The 26,776-nt window shown below is 58.8% G+C and carries 23 protein-coding genes; 6 read left to right on the top strand and 17 right to left on the bottom strand.

The window, feature by feature from the left end; translation table 11 throughout:
- The first annotated feature begins 2 nt into the window (after window positions 1–2).
- Window positions 3–776: an SDR family NAD(P)-dependent oxidoreductase gene (locus ENE74_RS16325; RefSeq protein ID WP_127691949.1), complete on the top strand. Its 774-nt coding sequence runs from the start codon at window positions 3–5 to the stop codon at window positions 774–776.
- Window positions 773–1,522 carry an SDR family NAD(P)-dependent oxidoreductase gene (locus ENE74_RS16320; RefSeq protein ID WP_164847523.1) on the top strand — a complete coding sequence of 250 codons (750 nt, stop codon included), beginning with the start codon at window positions 773–775 and terminating at the stop codon, window positions 1,520–1,522. The genes ENE74_RS16325 and ENE74_RS16320 overlap by 4 nt, the downstream gene beginning before the upstream one ends.
- A gap of 274 nt (window positions 1,523–1,796) precedes the next feature.
- Here ENE74_RS16320 and ENE74_RS16315 read toward each other — a convergent pair whose 3' ends face one another.
- From ENE74_RS16315 to ENE74_RS16255, 13 genes are all read right to left on the bottom strand, one after another.
- Window positions 1,797–2,876, bottom strand: coding sequence for an aromatic ring-hydroxylating oxygenase subunit alpha (locus ENE74_RS16315; RefSeq protein ID WP_127691947.1), 1,080 nt, complete (start codon window positions 2,874–2,876; stop codon window positions 1,797–1,799).
- Between the two features lie 68 nt (window positions 2,877–2,944).
- Entirely contained in the window at window positions 2,945–3,661 is a 717-nt protein-coding gene (locus tag ENE74_RS16310; RefSeq protein ID WP_127691946.1) for an alpha/beta fold hydrolase, read from the bottom strand.
- Between the two features lie 4 nt (window positions 3,662–3,665).
- Window positions 3,666–4,157, bottom strand: a complete 492-nt coding sequence (locus tag ENE74_RS16305; RefSeq protein WP_127691945.1) for a cupin domain-containing protein — start codon at window positions 4,155–4,157, stop codon at window positions 3,666–3,668.
- On the bottom strand, window positions 4,154–5,113 hold the full coding sequence (locus ENE74_RS16300) for a fumarylacetoacetate hydrolase family protein (RefSeq protein ID WP_127691944.1): 960 nt from the start codon (window positions 5,111–5,113) through the stop codon (window positions 4,154–4,156). Before ENE74_RS16300 ends, ENE74_RS16305 begins: the two co-directional genes overlap by 4 nt.
- Window positions 5,114–5,131: 18 nt before the next feature.
- Window positions 5,132–6,055 (bottom strand): NAD-dependent epimerase/dehydratase family protein, encoded by a 924-nt coding sequence (locus ENE74_RS16295; protein WP_164847522.1) that lies wholly within the window; start codon window positions 6,053–6,055, stop codon window positions 5,132–5,134.
- Window positions 6,045–6,812 carry an SDR family NAD(P)-dependent oxidoreductase gene (locus tag ENE74_RS16290; protein ID WP_127691942.1) on the bottom strand — a complete coding sequence of 256 codons (768 nt, stop codon included), beginning with the start codon at window positions 6,810–6,812 and terminating at the stop codon, window positions 6,045–6,047. Before ENE74_RS16290 ends, ENE74_RS16295 begins: the two co-directional genes overlap by 11 nt.
- A 3-nt stretch (window positions 6,813–6,815) precedes the next feature.
- Window positions 6,816–7,595 (bottom strand): cyclase family protein, encoded by a 780-nt coding sequence (locus ENE74_RS16285; protein ID WP_127691941.1) that lies wholly within the window; start codon window positions 7,593–7,595, stop codon window positions 6,816–6,818.
- Window positions 7,596–7,597: 2 nt separating this feature from the next.
- Window positions 7,598–8,047 (bottom strand): hypothetical protein, encoded by a 450-nt coding sequence (locus tag ENE74_RS16280; RefSeq protein ID WP_127691940.1) that lies wholly within the window; start codon window positions 8,045–8,047, stop codon window positions 7,598–7,600.
- Entirely contained in the window at window positions 8,044–8,364 is a 321-nt protein-coding gene (locus ENE74_RS16275) for a DUF2218 domain-containing protein (protein WP_127691939.1), read from the bottom strand. The genes ENE74_RS16280 and ENE74_RS16275 overlap by 4 nt, the downstream gene beginning before the upstream one ends.
- On the bottom strand, window positions 8,364–9,533 hold the full coding sequence (locus ENE74_RS16270; protein WP_127691938.1) for an alpha/beta hydrolase family protein: 1,170 nt from the start codon (window positions 9,531–9,533) through the stop codon (window positions 8,364–8,366). The genes ENE74_RS16275 and ENE74_RS16270 overlap by 1 nt, the downstream gene beginning before the upstream one ends.
- Before the next feature lie 5 nt (window positions 9,534–9,538).
- Complete coding sequence (locus ENE74_RS16265; RefSeq protein WP_127691937.1) at window positions 9,539–10,441, bottom strand: VOC family protein; 903 nt, start codon at window positions 10,439–10,441, stop codon at window positions 9,539–9,541.
- A 36-nt stretch (window positions 10,442–10,477) separates the two neighbouring features.
- Window positions 10,478–11,596 (bottom strand): FAD-dependent oxidoreductase, encoded by a 1,119-nt coding sequence (locus ENE74_RS16260; protein ID WP_127691936.1) that lies wholly within the window; start codon window positions 11,594–11,596, stop codon window positions 10,478–10,480.
- Between the two features lie 134 nt (window positions 11,597–11,730).
- The gene (locus ENE74_RS16255; protein ID WP_338142996.1) at window positions 11,731–12,606 is read right to left on the bottom strand and encodes a LysR family transcriptional regulator; all 876 of its coding nucleotides are present in this window, start codon (window positions 12,604–12,606) and stop codon (window positions 11,731–11,733) included.
- Window positions 12,607–12,771: 165 nt separating this feature from the next.
- Between ENE74_RS16255 and ENE74_RS16250 the strand changes: the two genes are divergently transcribed.
- Both ENE74_RS16250 and ENE74_RS16245 read left to right on the top strand, forming a co-directional pair.
- Window positions 12,772–15,081 (top strand): TonB-dependent receptor, encoded by a 2,310-nt coding sequence (locus ENE74_RS16250; RefSeq protein WP_127691934.1) that lies wholly within the window; start codon window positions 12,772–12,774, stop codon window positions 15,079–15,081.
- Window positions 15,081–16,049 (top strand): MBL fold metallo-hydrolase, encoded by a 969-nt coding sequence (locus ENE74_RS16245; RefSeq protein WP_127691933.1) that lies wholly within the window; start codon window positions 15,081–15,083, stop codon window positions 16,047–16,049. Before ENE74_RS16250 ends, ENE74_RS16245 begins: the two co-directional genes overlap by 1 nt.
- 317 nt (window positions 16,050–16,366) lie before the next feature.
- Here the strand turns inward: ENE74_RS16245 and manD are convergent, their stop codons facing one another.
- Window positions 16,367–17,575 (bottom strand): D-mannonate dehydratase ManD, encoded by a 1,209-nt coding sequence (manD, locus tag ENE74_RS16240; protein WP_127691932.1) that lies wholly within the window; start codon window positions 17,573–17,575, stop codon window positions 16,367–16,369.
- Between the two features lie 575 nt (window positions 17,576–18,150).
- Between manD and ENE74_RS16235 the strand changes: the two genes are divergently transcribed.
- The gene (locus ENE74_RS16235; protein ID WP_127691931.1) at window positions 18,151–18,618 is read left to right on the top strand and encodes an Lrp/AsnC family transcriptional regulator; all 468 of its coding nucleotides are present in this window, start codon (window positions 18,151–18,153) and stop codon (window positions 18,616–18,618) included.
- Window positions 18,619–18,828: 210 nt separating this feature from the next.
- A complete protein-coding gene (locus ENE74_RS16230; protein ID WP_127691930.1) occupies window positions 18,829–21,162 on the top strand; it encodes a transketolase in 2,334 nt (777 codons plus the stop codon).
- A 329-nt stretch (window positions 21,163–21,491) separates the two neighbouring features.
- On the opposite strand, the gene ENE74_RS16225 is transcribed toward ENE74_RS16230, so the two are convergent.
- The 3 genes from ENE74_RS16225 to ENE74_RS16215 form a co-directional block, all read right to left on the bottom strand.
- Window positions 21,492–22,850, bottom strand: a complete 1,359-nt coding sequence (locus ENE74_RS16225) for an ATP-binding protein (RefSeq protein WP_127691967.1) — start codon at window positions 22,848–22,850, stop codon at window positions 21,492–21,494.
- The gene (locus ENE74_RS16220) at window positions 22,850–23,596 is read right to left on the bottom strand and encodes a response regulator (RefSeq protein ID WP_206517749.1); all 747 of its coding nucleotides are present in this window, start codon (window positions 23,594–23,596) and stop codon (window positions 22,850–22,852) included. Before ENE74_RS16220 ends, ENE74_RS16225 begins: the two co-directional genes overlap by 1 nt.
- Before the next feature lie 164 nt (window positions 23,597–23,760).
- A complete protein-coding gene (locus ENE74_RS16215) occupies window positions 23,761–26,583 on the bottom strand; it encodes an autotransporter family protein (protein ID WP_127691928.1) in 2,823 nt (940 codons plus the stop codon).
- Window positions 26,584–26,776: the final 193 nt, after the last annotated feature.

The following is a 26,776-nucleotide window of genomic DNA, read 5'->3' as shown; positions in this document are numbered from 1 at the left end:
GCATGACAGGCTTTGCCGATCGGCTGCGGGGAAAGGTCGCCATCATTACCGGCAGTGGGGGCAGCATCGGGCGCGCCGCCTGCCTCCGCTTCGCTGCCGAAGGTGCAGCGGTGGTCGGCTGCGACTTGCAGTCCGATGCCGCAGCGGCGACGGTCAAGGCGGTGGAAGAGATTGGTGGCATCATCGACTCGCTGCATCCGTGTGACCTCACTGAACCCGACGATGCGCAGGCACTGGTTGATCTCGCGCTTGCCCGCTTCGGGAGGATCGACGTACTCTACAACAATGCCGCGATGGCCCATTTCGCGTGGTTCGACGCAATGGATCACGACCTGTTCTCTCGGACGATCCGCGATGAACTCGAAATCCTGTTCCATCTCACCAAGTGCGTTTGGCCGCATTTCGTCGCTCAGCGGTCCGGTGCCATCGTAAACACTGCGTCGGTTTCTGCCTCGATTTGCTATGCCGTGGTTCCGGGGTTGGCCCATTCGACTGCAAAGGCGGGCGTGCTCGGCATGACCCGGCATCTGGCGATGGAAGGTGCGCCACACGGGATTCGCGTCAATTCGGTGTCACCCGGCCTCGTCCGCACCAACCAGTCTGAAGCCCTGCTTGCTGATGTCACATGGGCAGGAGCCATGCTTTCCAAGATCATGCTCGATAGGTTCGGGACGCCCGACGATGTTGCCGCTGCTGCCGCCTTTCTCGCCTCGGATGACGCTGCGTGGATTACCGGCACCGATCTCGCCGTTGATGGCGGAACCATGGCCTGGTGAGCAGCCTGGCATTTGAGGAGAAGAGGATGGGCAGGACGGTTCTCGTCACGGGTGGCGCACAAGGGATAGGTGCGGCGCTGGCCCAGGCATTTGCGCAGCAAGGGGACAGGGTCGCCATTGCCGACCTCGCGTTTCAAAACTTCCAGAGGAATGAGGGCCTTTTTACCGGGCCATGTGACGTTCGCGACCGAGGATCGTGCACCGAATTTGTTGGTCGCGTGGCAGTGGAGCTTGGCCCCGTGGATGTCCTGATCAACAATGCAGGCATTTATCCGATGCAGCGGTTCGAGGATATCAGCCCGGACGATTGGGACAGTGTGCTGGCTACCAATCTCGGGTCCGTTTTCCACTTGAGTCAGTTATGCCTGCCGAACATGCGGGCGCGTTCCTGGGGTCGGATCATCAATGTGACGTCCAACACCTTTTTCATGGGGACGCCGTATTTGGCGCACTATGTTGCCAGTAAGGGCGGCATAATCGGGCTGAGCCGATCCTTGGCGAGCGAAATGGGCCGGTACGGCATTACGGTAAACTGCATAGCCCCAAGCTTCACGCGAACCGAGGGAACAGCAATGATCGAGCAGGCGGCTCCGGAAGTCGTCACGCAGACGGTGGCAATGCAGGCGATCGAACGTGTAGCGGTGCCAACTGATGTCGTAGGCGTCGCATTGTTTCTGGCAAGCGACGGTGCCGAGTTCCTTACCGGCCAGACGATCGCCACGGATGGAGGCGCATCAAAAAACTAACGTCGCTTCGACCATCAAGTTGCCCGTTCTCGGTCATCGAAAAAGTTTGAATGATCGCCAATGTGCGAAACGCCATTAGATCTTCAAAATTGCTGCCTATCGACTGCAATGGGCGATAGCATCCAGTCTCCGGCTTGCCCGCGTTGCATCATCAAACATTTCAAGCGATCGAACATATTCTTCCGGGCTTACCACGGCTGTTACCGATAGCCGGATAGGCCCGCGCGTAGAGCGAATTTTGCGGGACGCCGCGCTGCGACGCGTTGGTCGCCGTTCATGCCAGCTCTACCGCAATGGCTTTATCTATCAACTGACGCGACCGCACGCCGCCGGCGTCGATGTTCAAGAGCAAAAGTCGCCGGTCGGGCTGGCGCGATAAATTTTGCTGCTGACGTTCGAGCATCTCGATGTCTTCAGCGAATATACGGCCCTGGCCATCCCGAATGCTGTCGGTTAAATCCTGGTCGTTAACGGCAAATCGTCTTGCCATCCCCCAAAAATACCAATGCGATGAATCCGTTTCTGGTGTCATCATATCGACGACCATTGCATAGACTTTCTGGTCCATTGGCGCGTCATAACCTCCCTGGCCCATGGGGGCGACGCCAACTTCGATCTCAACGCTGCTGGGCAAGTGGAAATGGCAGATTTGCCAGCGGTCTACCGGTACTTCACTGGGCAGACCTGCACCGTCCAGCGCCATGGCCCAAAACGGCGGCGGCGAGACATTGTCCATGAACCGGCTTGTCACGACTTCGCTCCCAACCAGTCGTGTGCGAACCGGTGCCTCGTCAATTTCCTTCTGTCCGATGCTGGTCGCGTGAACATAGGTCTCGTGCGTCAGATCCATCAAATTGTCGATCATCAGCCTATAGTCCGAGGCAACGTGATAAATGCCACCGCCGTAAGCCCAGCCTTCGTCTTCAGCCCACGCAAGATGCCGCAGCTTCGCCGGATCGGCCAGATCGGGATCACCCGGCCAGACCCATATAAAGCCATAACGCTCTATGACCGGAAAGGATCGGATCGGCGGAAAACCGCCAACACGCTGACCCGGCATGCCTTCGGTCTTGCCACGGCAGCCCATGGTCAATCCATGATAGCCACAGACCAACGCGCCATCGCGCAGGAACCCGAGCGATAGCGGCGCGCCGCGATGCGGGCAGAAGTCCTCCAGTGCGGCGACCTGCCCCTCGATACCGCGAAAGAACACCATCTGTTCGTTGCATATTGTTCTGCCTAGAGGTTTTCCCTCAATCTCGTGGGGCATGCACGCGACATACCACGCATTACGTACCCATGACGCGGCAGTCGGCTCTGCGTCGCGCGCCTCGGCTTTGAGGCTTGTAGCCATCTAGAGTTCTCCCGCTGCCATATTTTTGGATCCAATAATGTACTTCGCGGGGAATCGCAAGTTGGAGGTCAACTGCTGATCGGGCGGGCCATCCACGCCGACAGCGCAGCACTCACAGCGTCCGGCACTTCCATCGGCGCCATATGGCCTGAATCTTCAAAAACCGTCATTTCGGTACCGGCAATCGCCGCCGCAATTGGCCTATGCTGATCGGGCGGACTCCACTGGTCGTGTTCGCCGACGCCGATGAGGGTAGGGCATGCAATGTGTTTCAGCAAAGGTGCCGCATCAGGGCGATGGATCAGGGCGTTGATCTGTTGGCGGTGAATCCGCGGCGACATGCGTTCGACCATTGCGTAAAGTCTGGCCCGAAGCGCGGGATCGGTGTCCAGCAATCCTGGCTTGACCATCGGGGGCAACCAGACCGAGGCGAGAGCGGCCATGCCCTGATTGGCGCTGATGTCGAGCATTGCCTGGCGTTTGGGCAGTTCATCCGGCGACGCAGGATGCACGCCGGTATCGAGCAGGCCGAGCCGCGTGACCCGATCGGGTGCAAGTCTGAACACTTCCAAAGCGACGCGACCGCCCATCGAATGGCCAACAATCGAAAAACGGGCAGGTGCGTCGATCAGAATGTCCGCAGCCATGTCAGTAAGCAGATCGCGTCGGGTAAGGTCGGGAACTATGACTTTGTAATGCGTGTCAAGGGTGGCAATCTGATGAGCCCAGACTTCGGCATCGCACAACAGGCCGGGGACGAGGATCACAGCTTCACGACTTGTCATGAGGTCATTCCATGATATCGGGCAGGGGATTGCCGTCCACAATCCGCGGAACCGCTTCGATCAGGACAAAGGCGATACGGCAGATATTGGTCGCTGAAGGATTGCGCCAGAGGTGAACGGTGCCGCGCTGGACGATGATATCCCCGGCGCCCGCTATCCTTACCGCACCCCCATCAAGCTCCAGTTCGACTTCGCCCGCCAGCACGATGCCGTAATCGATGCTGCTGCTGCGATGAAAGGGCGAGACGCCACCGGGCAGCATGTCGACAACCCGCAAGACCGAACCTTGATGCAACGTAAGTCCAGCGTCGCGATCCCGGCCTTCGGTATCGTCATTATTGTCGGCCGGAACGGTCGCGGTGGTCCACACCAGGCTGAATGCGGCATCCCCCGATGCGATTGGATTGACCGGCAACAGGTCGTCGCTGGCAAATATCGCGCGACCCGACGGATCATGGCCGGTGACGATCCGACGGACATCGGCAGAACCGATCATGCCTTCACGACTTTCTGGTCAATGGCCCCAAACAGCACACGGCCGTCGCGCAATCGACACTCCATTCGCACACGATCGCCGAACCGCATGAAGCCTGTGCGTGCCTTGCCTTCGTCCAGCATCTCGATGCCGCGCCGTTCCGCAATGCAGGCCGAGCCGATCTCACGGAAATTGCTGTTCGACACAGTGCCCGAGCCAATGATCGTGCCCGCGCAAAGCGACCGCGTACTGGCGGCGTGCGCGACCAGTTCGTGAAAGCCGAACTCCATCGGTCCACCCTCCGCATTGCCAAAGCGTACCCCGTTCCAGTCCACCGTCAGCGGTAAATGGACGCGACCATCGCGCCAAGCATCGCCCAGCTCATCGGGGGTTACGGCGAAAGGTGCTAGTGAACAGGCTGGCTTGGCATGGATCCAGCCAAACCCCGTCTTCATTTCGACTGGGGCCAGTGCGCGCAGCGACCAGTCGTTGATCTGTACCAGCAGCTTGATATGGCCCAGCGCCTGTTCGGGGGTGACGCCCATCGGCACGAAATCCGTTATAATGCCAAATTCGCCTTCGAAATCGATCCCATCCTCCTCACGCGGCAGGGGAACATCACTGGTGGCTGACAGAAACTGGTGCGACAGGCCCTGATACATGAGCGGTCGGCCCGGCGGCGGAGGCTCTGTCCCGAACAGCGTCTCCATCAACGCGCCATGGCTGCGATAGGCCGAGCCGTCGAGCCATTGCCAAGCGCGGGGTAAGGGGGCCGCAAAAACGAGGCTATGGGTGCTTTCGCCTTCTCCCGCGTCCAGGCGTGCCGCTAACCCCGTCAATGTGGGTTCGGCTTTGTGCCAGCCTTCGATAGCAGCCTGCAGCGTGGGGACGTTCGTTGCCAGATAGCGGCTTCCGTCCGCGCTGATGACGGCCAGCGCACCATCGGGTGTCCCGTCATCGACGGTAGCGAGTTTCATTCGGCGTCCTTTCGCATGTCAAAGATCGGCAAGGGCATTCGCCACTAGCGCAGCAATGTCGCCATCATGCGTGAGGCCAAGCGCGTTTGCGGCAGGGGTTGCAAGCGGGGGCTGCGCACCGAATGCGGCCTCGATTGCCGGATCAGGCGCGTATGTCGCGAGCATTGGGTCTGCTCCTGTCTGGCGCGCGACTTCGGTCACTAAATCGCCCATGCGCACCCGCAAGGCGGGCAAGTTCAGACGGGTAGACGCAGGGTCGGTAGCAAGATCGAGTGCGATTATCAGCTGCTCCACCAGCGCGCGCCGAGACAAGAGCCAGCTGTAGGCGTCGGCCGAGACCGGCAGGGTGATGGGCTTGCGCGTCTTCAACGCATGGAAGAGATCGCCAAGGAAAGCCGATTTCATCCCCGATGGCGCGAGCGGGCGGGCCAAGATGCCCGGAAGTCGCAGCGAGAGGCCGCGTACCGTACCCCGCCGGTCGAGTGTCGCGATCCATTCTTCCATCATCGCTTTGTGGGCGCCGTAGAGTTTCAGCGGGCGCACCTGCGTATCGTCGTCTACCCACTGCGGCATGGGATGGCCGAACACTGCAATGCTGCTGGCGAAGATCAGGCGGGGCACGTTGCCGTAGGCGGTCACCGCATCGATCAGCGCCATCGGAGCGGCGACGTTGATCCGCGCCGCAAGCGCCGGATCGGTCTCTGCCGCGCCGCCTGGGATAGTAGCGAGGTGGATGATCGCGGCGAGCGGCTCTGCAGCAATCGCCGTGACAAGCGCGGGGTTATCGATTTCGCCTTGCAGCGCGGTGATACCAGGCAGATCGGCGCAATCCAGCTCCGCCCGATCGGTCGCGATAATCCGGCGTGTCCCCGCCAGCGCGCGCATCAGTGCGCTGCCGACAAAGCCGCCCGCGCCGGTGATCAGGATCGGCTCAGCTGCCATCGGTGATCGATGTGCCGCCATCGACAGAGATCTGCTGGCCGGTGATGAAGGCGCTGGCCTTCGAGGCGAGGAATAGGCAGGTCGCGGCAACATCGTCGACCTCGCCAACGCGGCGCAGCGGTGTCATGCCTATTCGCCGGTCGATAAAGGTTTTGTCGGCCATCAAGGGTTCGGACAGCGGGGTGCGGATCAGGCCGGGCGCGATGGCATTGACGCGAACGCCTTTCGGCCCCCATTGAACCGCTAAATTCCGGGCCAGTTGAGCGACACCCGCCTTAGCCAGCGCATAGGCATTGATCGCGCCATTGCCGCGCAGCGCTGACAGGCTGGACATCAGGATAACACTGCCGCCGCTTCGCGCGGCGATATGCGGCAGGGCGATGCTCGTCAGCGCCACCTTCGAGCGAAGGTTGATCGCCATAACCTGATCGAAATCTTCGAGCGACCAGCTGCCCGCAGCGCCTGTGATGCCCGCATTGCATACGAGAATGTCGATGCCGCCAAAGGCCGTCACTGTGCCATCGATCAAGGCGCGCAGCGCAACGGGATCAGTGACATCGCAGGCGATGCCGTGCGCGCAATACCCGAGGTCGGTCAGTTGACGAGTAGTCTGGGTGACATCAGCGTCGTTCTCGCTCGACACAACAACTTTCGCGCCAGCCTCGGCCAGCGCCTGCGCGATGCCCAGCCCGATACTGCGCGTCGATCCCGTGATAATGGCCGTGCGACCGGCAAGATCGAACGCGGCGGCCAGCATCGCTCAGCCTTCGATGATCGCAACGGCACGGGTCCAGCCGGCCGACGCGCCCCGGATCTTGTGGGGAAAACAGCTGATGGTGAACCCGTGCGAAGGCAGGCTTTCGAGGTTGTGCAGCTTTTCCAGATGGCAATAGCCGATATCGCGACCAGCCTTGTGCCCTTCCCAAATCAGCGATGTATCCCCGGTTTCCGCAACTTTTTTCGCAGTATGGCTGAACGGAGCATCCCAACTCCATGCATCGGTGCCGGTCACCCGGATACCGCGTTCGAGCAGATACATGGTCGCTTCATACCCCATGCCGCAGCCGATATTGACGAATTCCGGGTTACCTACCGCGCCGCCCGCAGCGGTGTTGACGAGCACGATATCGAATGGCTGAAGTTCATATCCTATGCGATCCAATTCCGCTTCAACATCGGCAGCGGTGGCGACATAGCCGTCATCGAAATGCCGAAAGTCGAGTTTGACGCCGGGATTGAAGCACCACTCAAGTGGGACCTCGTCTATGGTGATCGCGCGTTTGCCTCCGTCCATCGTAGGGTGAAAGTGCCATGGGGCATCCAAATGCGTGCCGTTGTGCGTGGTCAGCGTCACCCATTCGGCTGCGGCAAAACCTGCGCCGTCGGGGGTCTGCTCGACTGTCACGCCGGGGAAGAAGTGACCAAGTTCGGCCACGGTGTCGGCATGCTGCTGATAGGTGATCTTCGGCCGCATGAAGGGCGGATCGGTAATGACGTCGTTTTCCAAATAGATCGACAAATCGACGAATGTCCGGGCCATGGCTATCCTCTCGGCAAGATTGCGCGCAAAGCGATGGGCGTGATGATAAGGCCTAGCAGCCCCCCATAGCCGATTTTCATAGCCAAGGCGCTGGCCCAACTCATGGCCTCTGCTCCAGCGAGCCACAGAAGGGCAGTTATCACGCCAGCCAATGCCAAGCCGCCAAGGGCGAGCCCTAGCGCGCGGACCGCAATCTGCCAAAGCGGGGGAGGAGATCCGGTGATGCTCCCTGCGACCATTTTCGCTCTTGTCTGAATTGCGGGCACCAATGCGGACATAAATCCGGCCGCCAAGGTCTGCGGGATGAAGTCCAGCGCGAGTCCATCCACGGTGAAGACTCGGATATTTGGCGTGCCGCCAAATATCAGGAGGAAGAAGGCCGCACTTATCGCCATGGAGATGACGACGGATATCAGCGTGCTAAAACGCAAATGTGCACTGACCGATGTCATCGATCCATCCAATGGACGGTCAGCGGCATTTCGCGAAAGGCGAAAAGACCGACATCGTGCCTCAGCGTAGATGTCCGGCCGCCAATTCGGCCCGCGGCGGGGACGCTAATAGCACACACCGGCGTATTGCGTTCGGCGTCAAGCATCACCCGCGCATCGGCCCCCCACTCCGCGGCGCGCGGCTTCCTGGCGAAACTGATCACACCGTGCAGCACGGCAAGGGTCACTGACGTAATATGTCCCCAGTGATTGCCTAGCTGCTGCAAATATCTGCCTACGCTCGTCACTAGGACGTGCGCGATGGCGATGTAGGTCATTATGCAGACTTTCCGGCGGTATCGCCGCCCAATGTTTCGGCGAACCAGTCGGCAATATAGTCGCAGCCATAGGACATATTGTCAGCGCCGACATGCTCGACGCCGCCTTCACGCGGGGTGAAGATTTTCAGCTCGCGCTTGGGGCTGCTCGTCAACTGGTCGTAGCTTTGGTGCGCATATTCCAGGCCGATTTGCCGGTCCTGCTCGCCATGGGTGACGAGGAACGGCACCTTGATCCGTTCCATCACGCCGTTGAGGTGCATGTCCTTCGACTTTTCATGGAAATCGTCCATGTCCTTTGCGCCGAACACCCACATCACATGCGCCCAGTAATGCGGTACCGGATTTTCGCCCTCGCGGCGGAGGCGTTTCTGCTGGACTTCGGCCCAATTGTGGTTGGCCCCCCAGACGGCGCCGCTAGCAAAGCGCGGTTCGAAAGCGACAGCGCGCGGGGCAAAATGGCCGCCGAGCGAAATGCCGGTCATGCCGATATGCGAGGGATCGACATCGGGCTGCTTCTCCAGCCAATCGACCGCAGGCGATGCCCATTTTTCCGAATGCGGCGTGGCGGGCAGGTTGCCGATGCGCAGCGCCTCGCCCGTGCCCGGCTGATCGACACAGAGCGTGGAAATGCCGCGTGCTGCCAGCGCCTGGGGCAGGTTGGACCAGTAAAGCAGCTCCTTCGAGCTATCGAGGCCATTGCAGTAAACCACCACCGGCTTGGGGCCTTCTCCTGGCGCGCGGACATAAAGCGCGGGATATTCGCTGCCCTCATAGGGTATCATCACACGCTCGATCGGGTGGTTGCCCAACTTCATCGCCTTGGCGAATGTATCCTGCGCCATTGCAAAGGTAGCAATACGCGCAGGGTTGCCATGGCCCTGCATGCGTTCACCCACCAGGAGGTAGAGGGCGGCGCGCTCGAGCTTCCTGGAAGCAGAAAGGCTGCGACCGCGTGCCTCATCCTCGGCGGCAAGTGCGATCAGCTTTTCGCCCATCGCCACCCATTGCTGCAGGAACGCGCCGGTGCCCGCGTCTTCACCATTTGCCGCCGCATCGCGGATCGGCTTGCACATGTCGATAATCTCTCCAATCTTGCCGCCACTTTCCAGCGCGATCGAGACCGACAGATTCCATACATAATTCGGGAAATACTCAAAAAGCGCCATGACGTTCAGACTCCAACAGGCTGGAACAGGCCTGCGTCCGGCGCAGGGTGCGGCATGGTCTGCGGTCCACCCACGCCTACGCCCCATTGATCCATGATCATGGGGGCAGGGGTGTGGACCTTGGCCTCCCATGTGGCATCATCCACTTCCTCCAGTTCGGCGGTATATTCGACCGCAAAACCGCCGGGCGTGGTGAAGTAGCTGAAGGTGTTGTTTCCGGCGGTGTGGCGGCCGGGGCCCCAGCGAATATCGGTGCCCTGCTGCTTCAGCCGATGAATGCCGCGCATCATGTCATCGACGCTGAGCATGTCATAGGCGACGTGGTTGAGGCAGGCTGGGCCAGGCAGCAATGCGATGCGGTGGTGCCACTGGTTGCACCGCAGGAAGCACATGAAATCGCCCAGCCAGTCGCTGACCTTGAAGCCAAGCACATCGGTGAAGAACCGAACCATTTCCTTGTGGTCGGGCGAATGCAGGACGATATGGCTGATCTTTTGCGGAATGCCTTCCCAGCGAATGAGCTCGCGCGATGTGCCGCGGGCGACATCGCTTGAAATCTCGAATGGCAGGCCGTCCTTGCTGAAGAACCGAAAGCCATAGCCGCCGCCCAGCGTTTCGAGCGCCTTGGGTGCGAATATAATCTGGCAACCATAGGCCGCGACCTTGACGTGCAGCGCATCGACATCGGCACGGCTGTTCGCGGCAAGGGTGATGACGTCGATCCGCTGCGTGTCCGCCTCACGCAGGCGCACGACATAAAGCTCGTCACTGCCCTCAGCAGCAAAGTGCAGCATCCCGTTCTGCTCGCCAGCCTCTTTCAGGCCCCAGACATCGCGGTAGAAGGCCGCTTCGGCGGCAAGATCGGTCACGGCATAGCCGACGTAGCGAATTTCGCTGACACGTGTCATAAGTTAAATCCTTGAAGAAATTAGAAGATTACAGATTCAAATTGGCTCTGCCACCTTCATGAACATGTCCCTTGTTGCGTGCGCGTTATCGACCAGCGGCCCTTTGCCGATCTGGCCGAAACAGATGGCGCGGGAGGATTCGACAATGTAGCGACACCGTTCGAAGCGGCGATTGCGATAGGCCGTCAACGCGGGCTCAATGGAGTCGGCTCTTGCCAACTCGGCCGCCAAAACCAACGCATCTTCGATAGCCATGCCGGCGCCCTGACCCAGATGCGGTGTAGTCGCATGCACGGCGTCGCCCAGCAAAACGACCCGGCCCTTGTGCCATGGCCCTTCCAGCAAAATCCATTCGAGCGGTTTGTACACGACTTCATGGTCTTGGGTGATCTGGTCGACCAGTGCCTTGATGGCGGGCGAAGGAATGTTTGCGATCTTGCTGCGCATGGTGCTCGCCAAGTCTTCCTTGGCATACCATGGATTGCCCGGCTCCGGCGTCGTGACGTACATGTACATCAGTTCATCGGAAAGGGGCACCAAGCCAATGCCGGTTGGCCCTTCATAAGCCTGCAGGCCGACCACATCAGGCGTGCGCTTGAAATTGTAGCGCCAAACCGACTGACCAGTAAATTCTGGCTTGGGTGCATCGGGGAAAATGGTTTCGCGTGTCTGCGAATACAGCCCATCCGCACCGATGACGAGGTCGTACCTGCCAGTCGAACCGTCGCTGAACGTGACCGACACACCTTCCCCATCATCGACCAGCGTATCGACCGTTACACCGAGGCGAATCTGTGCCCCAGCGCCTTTGGCGCGGTCACCCAGCACCTTATGCAGCGCGGGCCTGCCGATGCCGACATTGCTCGGATAGCCGTCGACCAAGCGCGGCGTGGGAATGTCTGCAACGCATTGGCCGGTAGGGATATAAACTTGTACCCGATCAAAGCCAAAACCGGCACCGATGTAATCGTCGATCAGTCCGAGTTCGGTCATTGCGCGAATGACATTGCCCTGCTGTATGATGCCGACGCCATAAACCGACCAGTTTGGATCGCGTTCGATAACTTCGACGGTGTGACCGGCACGGCAAAGCGCGATGGCTGATGTCAGCCCGCCGATGCCGCCACCCACGACCAATATTTGCATGTTTTTCATGCTGGATTGCCTCTCCGCCCCGGGGATTGCGTAACCGAGCTTGCTCTATTGTGACCCGAGGATAAGGCGAGAGAGGTAAATCTGTAAATATTATTGTTTGGATACTTAAACATCAGATTTATGGATTAACTTGCTCAATCCAGTGCACTGTGCCGTCGCAGTTCGTCCCGCAGCCAGGCCAAGCCATCATCGGCGGATCTGGCGTGGTTGAATTGCATCATTTCGCGCATCGCCGGGAAAGAAAAGGGTATCGAAGCCATTGCGAGCGGGAACATCTGCGCCATGCAACGAGCCAGCCGCTCGTGCATCAGCGCCAGGCGATCGGTTTCGATGATCAGCCAAGGTACGACGGTAAACGACGACGCCGTCATGTCGATACGGCGAAAATGGCCCAGCTTATCCATGACACTGTCAGCAAAGGCGCTGGTCCGCTGGTTGCCCATATGTACGCTGACGTGGCCGGCACTGACAATGTCGTCCAGGCTAATGGTACGTTTGAAAATCGGGTTTTTGTTCCACCCGACAATGACATGACGTTCTTCGAACAGAAGCTCGGCAGGCTGGCTCGGGTTTATGAACTCCTCGGGCGTAATAAGTAGGTCAAATGCACCCTGCGCGATCAGATCGGCGCTGCCATCGGATGGTAGTACGACTTCGAGCCGGATACCGGGCGCAACATGCGCAAGGTGGCGTGACAAGGGCGCAATAACCGCAGCAGTGATATAGTCGGATGCGATCAGGCGGAACACGCGCTGCGACGTTTCAGGATCGAAGCTGGTCGACGTGGTGATCAGCGCATCGATACGGCGCAGCGTGTCCTGTACCATCGGAACGAGCGATTCGGCATATGGTGTCGGGAACATGCGCTTGCCCTGAAGCACAAGCAGGTCATCACCGAAATAGTCACGCAATCGGCCCAGCGCCGCGCTCATCGCAGGCTGGCTGAGGTTCAGTTGGTGTGCCGCACGCGAAACGCTCCGCGTATCCATCAACACGTTGAAGGCAACCAAGAGATTGAGGTCGAGACCTTTGAACCGCATCGCTGATATCTATCCATAACATTACTAGATCATCATTAAAACAAAAGATTTCACCTATGCCTAGCCCCTCTGTTATCTCTCTTCGAAATAGTGGTTGCCCAAGCAAGGCATCACGCATCGTTGGGGAGAGGATTTATGAAAGCAATTTTGTTGGCTACAACGGCGTTCGCGGTATTCGCGGTGCCCGCCGTAGCTTTAGCACAGGATGCCGCCACCGCCGGATCCACGGTCGAAGATCAGGCCGAGGGCCTCGGCGAAATCGTTGTGACCGCACAGCGGCGCGAAGAGAGCCTACAGCGTGCTGCGGTTGCCGTCACTGCGGTGACCGGCGACGATCTGACGAAGTCCGGCATCACCGAAACCGCCAATCTTGGCCGCCTGGTGCCGTCGCTCGTCGTTCAGCCGACCGGCGGCACGACCAGCTTCTTTCTGCGCGGCGTCGGCACCAACTCGCAGAATTCCTTTGCGGAAAACGCCGTCGCCTTCAACTTCAACGGCATCTATGTCGGTCGGCCCACGGCGCCTGCCGGCGTGTTTTACGACCTTGAGCGGGTCGAGGTGGTCAAGGGGCCGCAGGGTACGCTGTATGGCCGCAATGCCACCGGCGGCGCGATCAACGTCATTCCCAAAAAGCCGGTGCTGGGGACGTTTAGCGGCGAAGGCCTGTTCGAATATGGCAATTACGACAGCAAAAAGGCCTCGCTCGCGCTGAACATTCCCATCGGCGATACCGTCGCGCTGCGTCTGGCGGGCCAGATCGTCGATCGCGACGGATACATTTCCGACGGCTATGACGATGACAAGGGTGAGGCTTTCCGTGCGTCCCTGCTGATCGAACCGTCCGACCGCTGGTCGATGACCCTGGTCGCCGATTATTACAACCAACGCGGCAAGGGTGCAGGCGCGGTCCTGCTGCCTGAGGCGCGCTATGCCGTACCGCCGCTGGAAGACCGTGTCGGTATTTCCGATCCAGTTGCGCATGCGGCGATCCGCAGGCTTGCGTCAGGAATTGTGGCCCCGCCCTTTTGCGGCGGTGCGGGCAATTTCGTGAACAGCGGCTGCGTCGCACTTCCTGGAAGCGATGGCTTTCTGGACAATGAATTCATTGGAGTCAGCGCCACCATCGTGGGCGATATGGGTTTTGGTACGCTGACGGTCATTCCGGCCTATCGTCGGTCTGATGTCAATTTGCTCACATATTTGCCGGGCTTTGCCGGAACGGTGACCGATCTGGCCGAGCAGACATCGCTGGAAGTTCGCCTTGCATCGAACGACGACCAGCGGCTGCGTTATGTGCTGGGTGTCTTCTACTTCGGTGAAAACCAGATTACCGAAAACTTCTTCCGTCAGGGCAATATCTCCACCACACGCTTCACACCACGGCTCAGCACTGAGAGCATTGCCGCCTTTGGCCAGTTGACCTTCGACATCACCGATGCGTTGCGGCTGGTAGCAGGTGGACGCTACACCAAGGAGGACAAGGAACAGTTCACGTCAGTGGCATCAGGCGGTCTGCCCGGCCCTATCACCCCGCCACTCAGCGCCCCGTTCACCGGCGATCTTTCGTTCGAAAAGTTCACCTGGAAGGCAGGGCTGGAATGGGATGCAGGTCCACAGTCGCTAATCTATGCCAATGCGGCGACTGGCTTCAAATCTGGCGGCTTTTTCGTTGCCCAGCCCCCCAACAACACCTTTGCCCCGGAAAACTTGACCGCGTTCACCGTTGGTGCAAAAAATCGCTTCTTTGACAACAAGTTGCAGCTTAACATTGAGGCCTTTTATTGGGACTACAAGGACCAGCAGATCACATTCGTGGGCGGTGTACGCACCGCAGGCGGGATATTTGCGCAAGGGTCTACGACGGTTAATGCCGGCAAATCGCGCATTTATGGTGCAGAGTTCGAGGCGCGGTTCGCGCCCAGCCGCAATGACTTGTTCAGCCTGAACGTTCAGTATCTCAACGGCAAATATAATAGTCTCATAACGGCCAATTTCTCGCCTACCGGCGCACCGGTTACCACGGGATGCACTACATTGGGCAGCCGCCTGGCCAATCCCGGCGTCAATGCTGCGCGATTCTTCGATATCGACTGTTCGGGCAGGCCAACCGTCAACTCGCCGAAATGGGCGATCAATATGGGCTATGAGCGGACGTTTGCGCTGACCGGTGAACTTGACCTGGTTCTGGGAGCGCGCGGCAATATCGAAAGCAGTCGCTTCTTGAATTCGAATTTCCGGCCGGAAGAACGTCAGGGCAGCTTCGCCATGGCCGATGCCTATGCCACGCTGGAAAGCGCGGGCGGATGGAGTATCACGGGATTTATCAACAACATTACCGATGAAGAAGTGCTGGCACGCGCGGGCACCCGCCCGATCCTCGACTTCCCAGTTGGTACACTGCGTCCGCCCCGGACCTACGGCATAAGATTGGGGTATAATTTCTAGTGGGAAAGTTGTTCGTCGCTCCGGTGCTGGCTGTCCTCTTCTTGGCGACTCCGGCTCCGGCACAGCCTGCGCCAGCCAACGACGGCTTCATCACGCTTGGCACGATGGGCGGGCCAGTGCCGTCCCCTGAACGATCGCAGCCGGCCAACGCGCTGGTGCATCAGGGCAAGGTGTATCTGGTGGATGCGGGCGATGGAGCGGTGCAGCAGCTCGCCCGCGCGGGGATTCTCCTGCCGCGGGTGCGCGCGGTGTTCCTCAGCCATCTGCATGTCGATCACACCGGCGGCCTGTCTGCCGTGCTGGGTTTGCGCAACCAGACCAACCAGCGAGAGCCGATCACCGTCTACGGCCCGCCGGGCACGCGCGAACTGGTGGCGGGCATGGTCGCATCGATGCAACCCGCCGCTCGCGTCGGTTATGGCATCCCTGGTCAGCACTGGGCACCCCCTGCCGACACGGTGGCGGTGATCGAACTGGGCGATGGCGAACGCGTATCGGTTGATGGGTTCACCGTAACTGCCGCACAGAACTCCCATTATGACTTTGCGCCCGGCAGCACCCAGGATCGTAACTACAAATCGCTGTCGCTGCGTTTCGATGTGCCGGGTCGTTCGATCGTCTACACCGGCGATACCGGGCCCAGTGCGGCGGTCGAGAAACTCGCGCAGGGCGCGGACCTGCTGGTCAGCGAGATGATCGATATGGGCGGCACCATGGCCAATGTCGCGCGCAACTCACTGGATATGCCCCCGCAAGCCAAGCAGCAGTTGGTGCAGCACCTTTCAACCCATCATCTGACGCCCGAAGCCGTGGGCCAGCTGGCTGCGAAGGCAGGGGTGAAGGCGCTGGTCATCACCCATTTCGCCGCTGGCACGCCCGACCCGTTGCGAACACAGGGCTATATCGACCAAATTGGCGCACATTATCGCGGTCCGGTGACGCTGGCGAACGATCTCGACCAGTTCTGAAAACGAGGAGCCTGCACGACCGAAAGATCTGCATCGGGCTTTCGGTCCGCAGCTTCACCACAATTTCGTTGCAGGGCATTCACTGTTAATCTGCAGCCATCGACGTGACGTCACTTTGCGACAGCGCCTTGTCATTGAGCGTTGGTAGATCGATTGTCGTCGATGCGGTCGCGCGGTCGCGCGGTCGCATTAGGGCGATGCCTCGTTCCTTTGGTGCCAGAGCCGGTGGCGATCACTGTCGTCGAACGTGCTCCGCCTTTCGCACTACGTCCGCTCGACACCTTTATGACTTCCCCGACCAGAGCGACCCGCATCGGTCACCAGTTCCACATTGTCCCGTCTTCCAGCCGTGCGACAGGTAGATAGGCTGGCTTGTAGGGATATCTTGCCGCCAGCGCCTCGTCGATATCGACGCCATGGCCGGGCGCCTCACCGCAATACATCAGTCCTGCCTCGAACCGATAGTCATGCGGGAAAACAGCGTCGGTTTCGGCGGTGTGCCGCATATACTCCTGAATGCCAAAATTGGGGACCCATGTATCGAAATGCAGCGCGCAACCCATGGTTACTGGCGACAGGTCGGTCGCGCCATGGCAGCCGGTGCGCACCTGGTAGAGGCTAGCAAAGTCAGCAATCCGGCGCAGATGCGTCAGGCCGCCTGCACCAAGCACGGTGGCGCGGATATAATCGATCAGCTGATTCTGGATAAGGTCCTTGCAATCCCAGATGGTGTTGAAAATCTCGCCTACTGCGAGCGGTGTAACGGTGTGCTGGCGCACCAGCTTGAACGCCTCCTGATTCTCTGCGGGCGTGCAATCTTCTAGCCAGAACAGTTGATAAGGCTCCAGCATTTTGCCGAGGTTAGCGGCTTCCTGCGGCGTGTAGCGGTGATGACCATCGTGCAGCAGATGATAGTCAAAGCCAAATGTCTTGCGCAGTTCCTCGAACAGCTTTGGTACGTGGTTCAGCGCTTTGCGCGTGTCCCATCCGGTTACTGAGGGCAGGCTGGCGTCAGCCGGTTCGTAATAGAGCTTGCCGCGGCCCACGCCATAAGCGTCCTTGATCCCGGGCACACCGGTCTGCGCGCGAATAGCCTTGTAGCCCATGTCGACATAAAAGCCGACGGCTTCAACCGTTTCGGCAATGTCGCCGCCATTGGCATGGCCATAGACCATTACGCCGTCGCGGCTGCGTCCGCCGAGCAACTGATACAGGGGCATGCCCGCCATCTTGGCCTTGATGTCCCATAACGCCATATCGACCGCCGCGATGGCGCGCATTGTCACCGGGCCGCGCCGCCAATAGGCACCGCGATAGAGATATTGCCAGATGTCCTCAATCCGTCGCGGATCCATGCCGATCAGGGAGGGTATGACATGGTCCTCCAGATAGGAAGCGACCGAAAGTTCGCGCCCGTTCAGCGTTGCGTCACCGATCCCATAAACCCCTTGGTCGGTCTCGATTTTCAGCGTCACGAAATTGCGCCCGGGGCATGTCACGATCACCTTGGCCGATTGTATCTTCATGGGATGCGGTTCTCCCCTCCTGAAAGTCATGTCGCCCCGTTGGTAGCGCGTGGCGCATCAATTGCAACATAATTGGTAATACCTGTTTGAGCTAAGGCATCTTAAAATGCTATCGCCGCTCATTCCACGGGTGCCGATGCCGCTTTTGCGAAAGCAGGATTTGTGCGGTCTGGCGATCAATTACCAACAGATTGTGATTGGGGGCGTTGCGGCGTGCTTGGCAATGTGGTGGGCATGATATGCCGCACGCTTGTTACGTTTTGGCGCCTTTCGTTTCATTCGGGGCTATGGCAGGCATCATAAGCTGTTAGATGACAATAATTGGTCAGGCCTTTTATCGGGCGCTGCCGCCCAGATCACCGAGCGCGACTTTCCATAGAAAGCCAAGGCTATTCAGTCGTCGACGACAGCAGTTTCGAGATCGACAACGACTTTGAATCGAAAGCGCGGCATCGCCAGCCCAACAGGGCTAATCGCAACGTCTCAACCGCGTAGTGAGTGATACTGAGAAATTGGCATGAATTACCCAATTTATGGGTTATTTGTGGCAACAGTTGATAATTAGAGTGTGAAAAATGGCAGATTTTTCTCTCGATATGATGGATCGGCGCATCCTCAATGCCCTTCAAGCCGATGGACGGATGACGAACCACGATTTGTCGGAACGCGTCGGGCTTTCCCCCTCTCCATGCTTGCGCCGCATGCGCGCATTGGAGAGCACAGGCGTGATATTCCGTTACGTGGCACTGGTTGATCCGATCGCGGTCGGGCTTCCGGTCACGGCATTCATCCGTGTCCGCCTCGACCGGCAGGACGATCAGAATCTGGCGAAATTCGAAGGCTGCGTTGCGACGTTCCCTGAAATTATGGAGTGCTATCTCATGACCGGGGACTGCGACTACCAACTGCGGGGCCTGTTCGACTCACTGGGCGCGTTCGAAGATTTCCTGCGACAGAAGCTGACTCGGATCGCCGGCGTATCAGAAGTGACGACGAGCTTCGCGCTGCGCCCGGTCGTTTACAAAACCGCATTACCGCTTTGACGTGCAAATCCGCTTTTTAGCATAATCTGCCACGATTGGAGGCTTTTGAAGATTTTTCTGCCTATCTACGCTCTAATTGTTATCCATTTTGCAAGGACATGAGCCGGGTTGCAGGTCTAGTTTCCACGCCTGCCAGGATGCGTAAGGCGCGCTGGTACCTGGCAGTTGCGACCAACATTTTGCTGCAGTCGGGGAAACGGAACGAGGCTTATGAAAACCACTACTGCAGCAGACCGTCAGGAACTTGTCAGCACCCTCGAACTGCTGGAGCAGCGGCTTCTCTGGCTATCTGCATGGACCATTCACAACGCGAACCATATCCGGCCCAAACGGGACGGGCTCAAGGTCGGCGGCCACCAGGCAAGCTGTGCTTCGATCACGGCGATCATGGCGGCGCTTTATTTTCACGCGTTGGGCCCAAACGACAAGGTCGCGGTCAAGCCCCATGCAGGACCTGTTCTGCAAGCCATCCACTACCTGCTCGGCAACCAGTCGCGCGGAAAGCTTGAAGCCTTCCGCGGGTTAGGTGGCGTACAGAGCTACCCCAGCCGCACCAAGGACACGATCCCGGTGGACTTCTCAACCGGTTCGGTCGGCCTCGGCGTGGCGGTCACTGCCTTCAGCAGCCTCGTCCAGGATTATCTGATAGCGCACGGGCAATTGCGGGAGGCAGATGCGGGCCGGATGATCGCGCTACTTGGCGACGCGGAACTGGATGAAGGCAATATCTACGAATGCCTGATCGAAGGATACAAGCATGACCTGCGCAATTGCTGGTGGGTAGTTGATTATAATCGTCAATCGCTTGACGCGACCACGGCCGACCGCATGTTTCGTCGTTTCGACGACATCTTCGAAACCTGTGGCTGGCGGGTGGTGACACTCAAGCACGGACGCCTCCAGCGCGCCGCATTCGCACGTCCGGGCGGCACGGCGATCGAGGAGTGGATCGAAAACTGCCCCAATGCCGACTTCGCCGCATTGACCTACCAGGGCGGTGAGGCTTGGCGCGCACGACTGATAACCGACCTCGGCGACAAGCCGCAGACAGTCGAGTTGCTCCAGAGCTTCGACAATGTCGAACTCGCACGGCTGATGACAAATCTCGGCGGGCACTGCATCGAGACACTGGTCGACGCCTTCGATGGCGCCAATGACGACCGCCCGACCCTGTTCATTGCCTACACCGTCAAGGGCCATGGTCTGCCGCTTGCCGGTCATAAGGACAACCACTCCGGGATGATGAATCCCGCGCAGATTGAGCAGTTCCGTGCCGGCCTCGGCATTGCCCCGGGCGAGGAGTGGGAAAAGTGGGGCGGCATGGGCGACAATGTCGCGCAGACATTGGAAGCGTTCGTCGAGACAAGTGCCGTGGCCCGGCAACGCCCAGAATTACATGCCCCCGTCCTGCCGGTTCCGCCGATCGCGCCCCCGCCCGGAGAGGAGCAATCGACGCAAGCGGCGTTTGGTCGCATCATGCTTGACCTGGCCAAGTCGGGGGACGCGCTGGCCGACCACATCGTCACCACCGCGCCGGACGTGACCCAAACCACCAACCTCGGCGGCTTCGTCAATCAGCGTGGGCTGTTCCGTCGGCAGGAACTTGGCGACGTATTCCAGAAAGCCCGCATCCCTTCGGCTCAAAAGTGGATCCAGCACACTGCCGGGCAGCACATCGAACTCGGCATAGCGGAAAGCAATTTCTTTCTCCTTCTTGCGGCGCTGGGGCTTGCCGGCCCGCATTTCGGCACGCGGCTGCTGCCGGTCGGCACCGTCTATGACCCATTCATCGCGCGCGGGTTGGATGCCCTCAACTATGGGTGCTATCAGGACAGCCGCTTCCTGCTGGTCGGCACACCATCCGGTCTGACGCTGGCGGCGGAGGGCGGTGCCCATCAATCGCTCTACACGCCGCTAATTGGCATGGGGCAACCCGGCTTGACAAGTTACGAGCCAGCCTTCGCCGACGAGGTCGCCTTGATGATGGCTCACGCCTTCGACCTCATGCAACGTCCGGACGGCACGTCGGTTTATCTGCGACTCTCGACGCGCGTCATTTCCCAACCGTCGCGTCATGACGATGCCTGGCATGCAGATGCTCTGGCAGGGGGCTACTGGCTGCGCCAGCCCGCCAACGGCGCAAGCGCAGCTATTGCCTTTTGCGGCACGGTCGCACCGGAGGCGCTCGCTGCCTGGGAAGAACTCGTTGCCGATATCCCTGGCCTTGGCCTGCTGAACGTCACTTCGCCCGACCTGCTTCATCGCGGCTGGTCGGCGCGGCGGGCGGCACGCTGGAACGGAGGTGGTGCGCCGACCTGTCATGTCGAGGCGCTGCTTGCCCCTCTCGCACCCGATGCCGGGCTGATTACTGTGCTCGACGGCTCACCGGCTACGCTGTCCTGGCTCGGCGGCGTGCGCGGTCAACGGGTCAGCCCGCTGGGGACAGACCGGTTCGGGCAGACCGGTGACCTGCCTGACCTCTATCGCGTCTACCGGCTCGACAGCGAAGCGATCATCGACGCTGCTGCCGAACTGTTTCTGTAACGGGACTTCATTCGCGGGTAGAGACGTGGGGAGAAATCAGCACGACCATCGAATGGCGAATGCCTACTATGGCGAGTGCAAGCTCTCGCTCCCGCACCTAACCCGTCGGGAATGTGATGGACCCACTGCCAGGCCTTGAACCCAGGATCGGCGCATAAGGAGCATTTTTGTGCCTGCATTCGTTCGGATGTATCCGCTTCGGACCTGTACGCATACTACGATCCAAAGGAAGCATGCGAGGTTCGGGCTGTTCGGCGTGAGACAAAGATAGCACATATGTTTACACGGCCGCCGCAATCATCTTTCAACAGGCCTCGGCCGAACCTAGCTTACATGGGAAGAGTTACCCGAGCGGTCAGCCCGCCTTGTGCACGATTGGACAGCACGACATCACCACCATGCGCTCGTGCAATTGCCCTGACGCTGGCAAGGCCTAGGCCAACTCCGCCGGTTTCGCGGTTCCTTGACGCTTCCACCCGGAAGAAGGGTTCGAAAACCTGTCCCAGCAGATTATCTGGAATACCCGGACCGTTATCATGCACTTCCAGCCACGCATGATCCTGACTTCGGCCCATCATTATCGTTGCATCGCCGGCATAAAGAAGTGCGTTCTGGACGAGGTTGGCAACCAGGGCCTTTACCGAGATCGGATCCGCTTCGATAATCAACGGATCGCCGTCCACCAAGGCCACTTGCCCCCCTTCATCCAATGCTCGATCGGTGACGCTCTGCGCTATAGCGCGCAAATCAAGGCGCTGACGACGGGGGGATGCCGACAAGTCACGCAACAGGGAAAGCAGCGACCGGATCATCGCATCCATGTCCTCTACGTCCTCCCGCACTGCGGCTTGTATGCTCTCCGGCGCCGATTCAAGGCGCAGCGACAGCCGCATGAGAGGCGTCCGCAGATCATGGGCGACGGCCGCCATGAACATCGAGCGGTCTTCGACATAGCGCGACAAGCGTGCCTGCATCTGGTTGAACGCAGCTGCGGCCTCGGCAATTTCGGACGGCCCGGCCAATGAAAGCGGCGTAGATCTCGGGTCTTTGCCCAATGTTTCCGCCGCCCGTGCAAATAGTGCAATAGGCTTGGCAATCCTGCGCGCCAGCCACCACGCAAAGGGCGCCACCGCAATCATCGAAATCAACAGCCAGGCCACGGCACGGCTGCGCCAGTATTCGAGGCCGGATAATGTGGGTTTCACGGTACGCCAGCTACCGTCCTCCAACTGGAGCGATACGCTGAAATCACCAAACAAAAGATCATCACGATTTTCGGCAGTACGCTCGCGTATAATCGCACCCGATTGATTGTTGCCCGATGACGGAGGTGGCTGATATTTGGGCAAGGGAGGCAATTTGGGGCGGAAACGTGCGGGATAATACAGTTTCACGCGCTCCGGCGCGACGCCGAGTTGGCTCGCAATTCTGCGATGCATCGCTTCCGGGAAAGATGTCTCGTCGATATTGGAGGGTGGTGGTGTGTCCGACAATCGAAGATCACCAGAGCCCGATTTTCCGGTGCGTAGCATATCGATAATGCTGTCCGCTGAAACGATAGGGGGCACAGGCGGTGGTTGCAGGAAAATAAGGGCGGTACTTAATACCTGCACCAGCGCGACAGCCGCCAGCATCACGAGAAAAATACGAAGAAAAAGTGGTGCGCCTTTGCGAATGGCTGGCTGCATCACATGGAATGCACTTCCGGAACGAGAAGATATCCTTCGTTGCGGACGGTTCGGATGATTTCCTCTCCGCGGCATTTCAGTTTTCTGCGCAGGCGACTTACCTGAACATCAATCGCACGGTCGAACGAATCGGTATTGCGCCCTCGCGCTGCAGCCAGAAGCTGATCGCGGCTCAAAACTCTGCGGGGGCTTTCCAGAAATACCCGCAGCACCGCGAACTCTCCGTCCGTCAGATCGATCAGGATGCCGTTCGGATCGAACAGTTCATGCGATGCGAGATTCATTCTCCAGCCCAAAAAATGCAGGTTCGTGCTTGCATTTTCATTGCTGGGGCGGCGCCTTAAACCTGCCCGGACATGCGCCAGCACTTCCTGGAGACTACAAGGTTTCACCAGATAGTGGGCGGCACCCATGTCAAGACCCGTTATCCGATCATGCTCTTCGCCCCGTGCGCTCAATAATATCACGGCGGGGCCAGAATCTCGTTCAATCCGGTGACATGCGGAAAGGCCGTCCTCGCCTGGCATCATTATGTCGAGCAGGATGAGATCGACGGATGTGCGCTGTCGCACCAGATCCATCTCCACCGTGTTCGCTGCGGTATGCACGTTATATCCATTGGCTGCCAAGCCATTGGCCAACAGCGTCCGGATGACGATGTCGTCGTCCACGATCAAGATTGTTGCCGTCGGCCTGCAACGCTCCGAGCCTTGCGGGACAACGGTCTGAATGGATTTTTGCAGCATCATCAACCCGCGATATTCTACCCACAGCGCAGCTTGTGCGCCAAATCAAAATTTATGGTCCCAAGATATTGTGTCTCGCATATTTCCCGCGATCGGCACACATCATCATTTCTGCGGCTGCGCAGCCAGCACCACCGCAGCTGTCTTGACCTGCTACCTGACGATCAGAATGCGACGCTGAGCGACACGCGGGCGGATAAATCCGTTACTGAATTCGCCTTTTCTGCGCGGGTGGTAAGCTTCCATGTGAAATCATATCCACCGCCGAGCACACTTGCTTCGCCTATCCAAGCGCCTTTGAGATCGTCACCCGCGATAGTGAAGTTCGCTCCGGCGTCGAATTCATCATCACCATTGAAATATGCAGTTGTGTCGCCTTGATTTCCGTTCAACACTTGCCGACGTCCGGCTTCAACCTGGAACGTCAGCGCGCGCCAATCCCGCGAAATTTCCCCTAACGAATAGGATGCTGTGACGCTGGGCGTAGCGGTCAGCGATTTGCTCGTGCGGCTGGCGACACTCAGAGCGATTGCCGCGCTGTTTGCGGTTTCATCATAGCCGTTTTCCTTCAGCCACATCTGCTCCAGTTCCAACTTAGGCTTGATACTGAAGCGATCGGACAGATCGATCCTGTACGAAGCGCCTAGCACTCCCGAGACCAGCCAGCCATTCCAACTTCCATCGGCGGTGTAGGAGAAGTCCGTGTCGTCCAATGTGCCAGTGTAGGTTCTTGTCGAATCGATAGAGATACGTGAGGCGCCGATACGCGCCCATGCTAGGAACGACTGTCTGCCTATACGCCAGAAGGCTCCCACATTATGCTGGCTGATATCCAGTTTTCCGGTGCCGCCGTTGTTTTCCACCGTGCTCGGTAGATAGGCATAGGACACGCCGAAATATCCGAGACCGGTACGCTTCTCGATGCCGGTCGATAGCCCCCAACCATTTGCCTTGTATGCTGCAACATCGGTTTCTTTTCTGTTGGTGCGCCAATAGATCGGTTCCAGCCAGCCGCCGACGTCAGATATGTTGAAGAGCGATGTGTCGTCTGCGATGTGACGCGCGACGAGGCGATCGGCAGTCGACACAGAATTGAAAACACCGCCAGCATGATCGGGCAGAAGTGAGCCGACTTGTTCGTTCAGCGTTTCAGAGTCTTCCACTTGGAGAAAGCTGTTGGTGATGTTGCTGTTGTTCTGCGCTGTCAGGTAGGTGGCATCCCAAGCCGCCGCTTGCGCTTTCTTGAGGCCCAGTTCGTCAGTGGTCTTGCGCGAAATTGTAAGGTAGACATTTTCCCTATCGCTTGTGACGATACTCTTGAAAATGAAGGGAAGGTCGGCTGAATTGGCGAGTTGCCCCTGAATGTCGAGGTTGGCCGATGTGAGGACCGTGTAGGTGTTCTCGGCCGTTGCCAGATTGTCGACTACCGCCGTGACGCTCGCGCCATCGGCCAAAGTGGCACTGCCGACATTGATGGTCGAACTTTGGTCGCCATCGACATACACCCCAATCGTTCCCCCGGAGCGGACGTCCAAGCTGCCGAAACGCACGGTTTTTGCTTCGTTCGGGATCAGCGTGCCACCGGTAAGGGTGACAGCGACATTGTCGGCATTGGAAAAATCGCCGGAGTATTTCGCTGTGTCGCCGATAGTAACCGTTCCGCGCCTGCCGGCAAAGTCCATCGTGCCTGAAAAGGTCGACGTGCCCGACAGCGTTGCTACGCCCACGCCGGTGCCGAAATAGATATCCCCGGTGTAAACAGTATCGTCGGCAAGCGTTAAACTGTCATTGCCACCCCCGAAATAGGTATTGCCATCGATCTCGCCGGTGGAAGCAGACAGCGTGTCATTGCCCGATCCCAGACGGATATCCCCGGTTATCTTCGCATAGATGTTGGGATCTTCCTCGTCATTCTCCTCGACATAATCCGCGCGGGCTTCGGCGTCATCGTCGTTCAGATATTGGATGATGGTAACACCGGTAGTGTTGGAGGAAAGGTCAATTGCATTGCGAACATCGGTACTGGTACCGCTTGCCGTAATGTACCCGGTATTCTCGATCGACGTAAGTGTGCCGGACAAATCCCGTATACCGGTGGTGAAGCCGTCGCCTCCCGACGACAGCGTAGCGGCGATTGTGCCGCTGTTGTAAAGGCTGTTCACAGTGCTGCCTTGGTTAATCAGCAATGCTGTTGCGGCTTGGTCGTAGGACGTTGCGCTCAATGAGCCGGACACGCCAATTCCGTCCGTCAAGGTCACATTTCCGCCCTGTCCGCCAATTATGATGCCATATGCATCCGTATTGCTGTACGTGGCGTTGGACGACACAGTCCCGTCGATGACAATGGAGTGCGTGCCGACATTGCCGACAACAGATCCAATGATGATGTCGCCTACGCTGCCGACCTGCAACGCTGGGCCATTGCCATATGTGACTATAGAACCTGTGGTTTCGTCACTATCTTCTATGTCATCATTGTCTTCATCATCGTCGTCCTCGTCCCGATCGACCGGCGGCGCGGCGATATATATGCCACCTTCGACATTTCCGTTTATGCTGACGGCGGCTGTGCCGAGCCTCAATGCCTCGCGAGAGAGTGTTACAGTTGAGCCGTCGTCGTCGGTAAACGAATACCGTTTCGTGACGGTGCCCTGAATGGTCACTGTACCGGTAACATCACCGTCTAAACTGATTGCTTCCGACCCGTATCCCGCCACTGATACCGCGCCCGATACGTTGAGGTCGCCGTTTATGTTCTGCGTCGATATCCCTTTGGCATAATCGCCAATCACGGACATTGCGCCGCTGTGTGTGATGTCGCCGGTCCAGTTTCCTTCTAAAACGAGGCCCCCGGAGTTCTGGCCCTCGACATAGATACTGCCGTCGTTAAGGATGGACCCGGCGGCCGCACCGTCGACATGAATGCCATAGCGATTGCTGGCAGATGCAGCGCCCCTGGTGATCGTGCCGTTATCGTCATCCGGCACGAAATCCTCCTGAACGCGGATTACCGCGTCTTCGTCGATGTTGATGACAACATCCGTTCCCGCACGTGTCCGTCGTCAGAACATTTGGCGCAACTCGCGGCGTAGATTAGCGGAGTGCGGGCCTCGTCTGGGGGTTGATGTTAGGCGGCGAGCTTGCGGTGAAGCAAGCGCCGATGTTCGATGGTCTGCCGTT

The sequence above is a fragment of the Sphingobium algorifonticola genome (assembly GCF_004005485.1).
GTDB lineage: Bacteria > Pseudomonadota > Alphaproteobacteria > Sphingomonadales > Sphingomonadaceae > Sphingobium > Sphingobium algorifonticola.
This window is presented reverse-complemented; position numbering and strand designations above follow the sequence as displayed.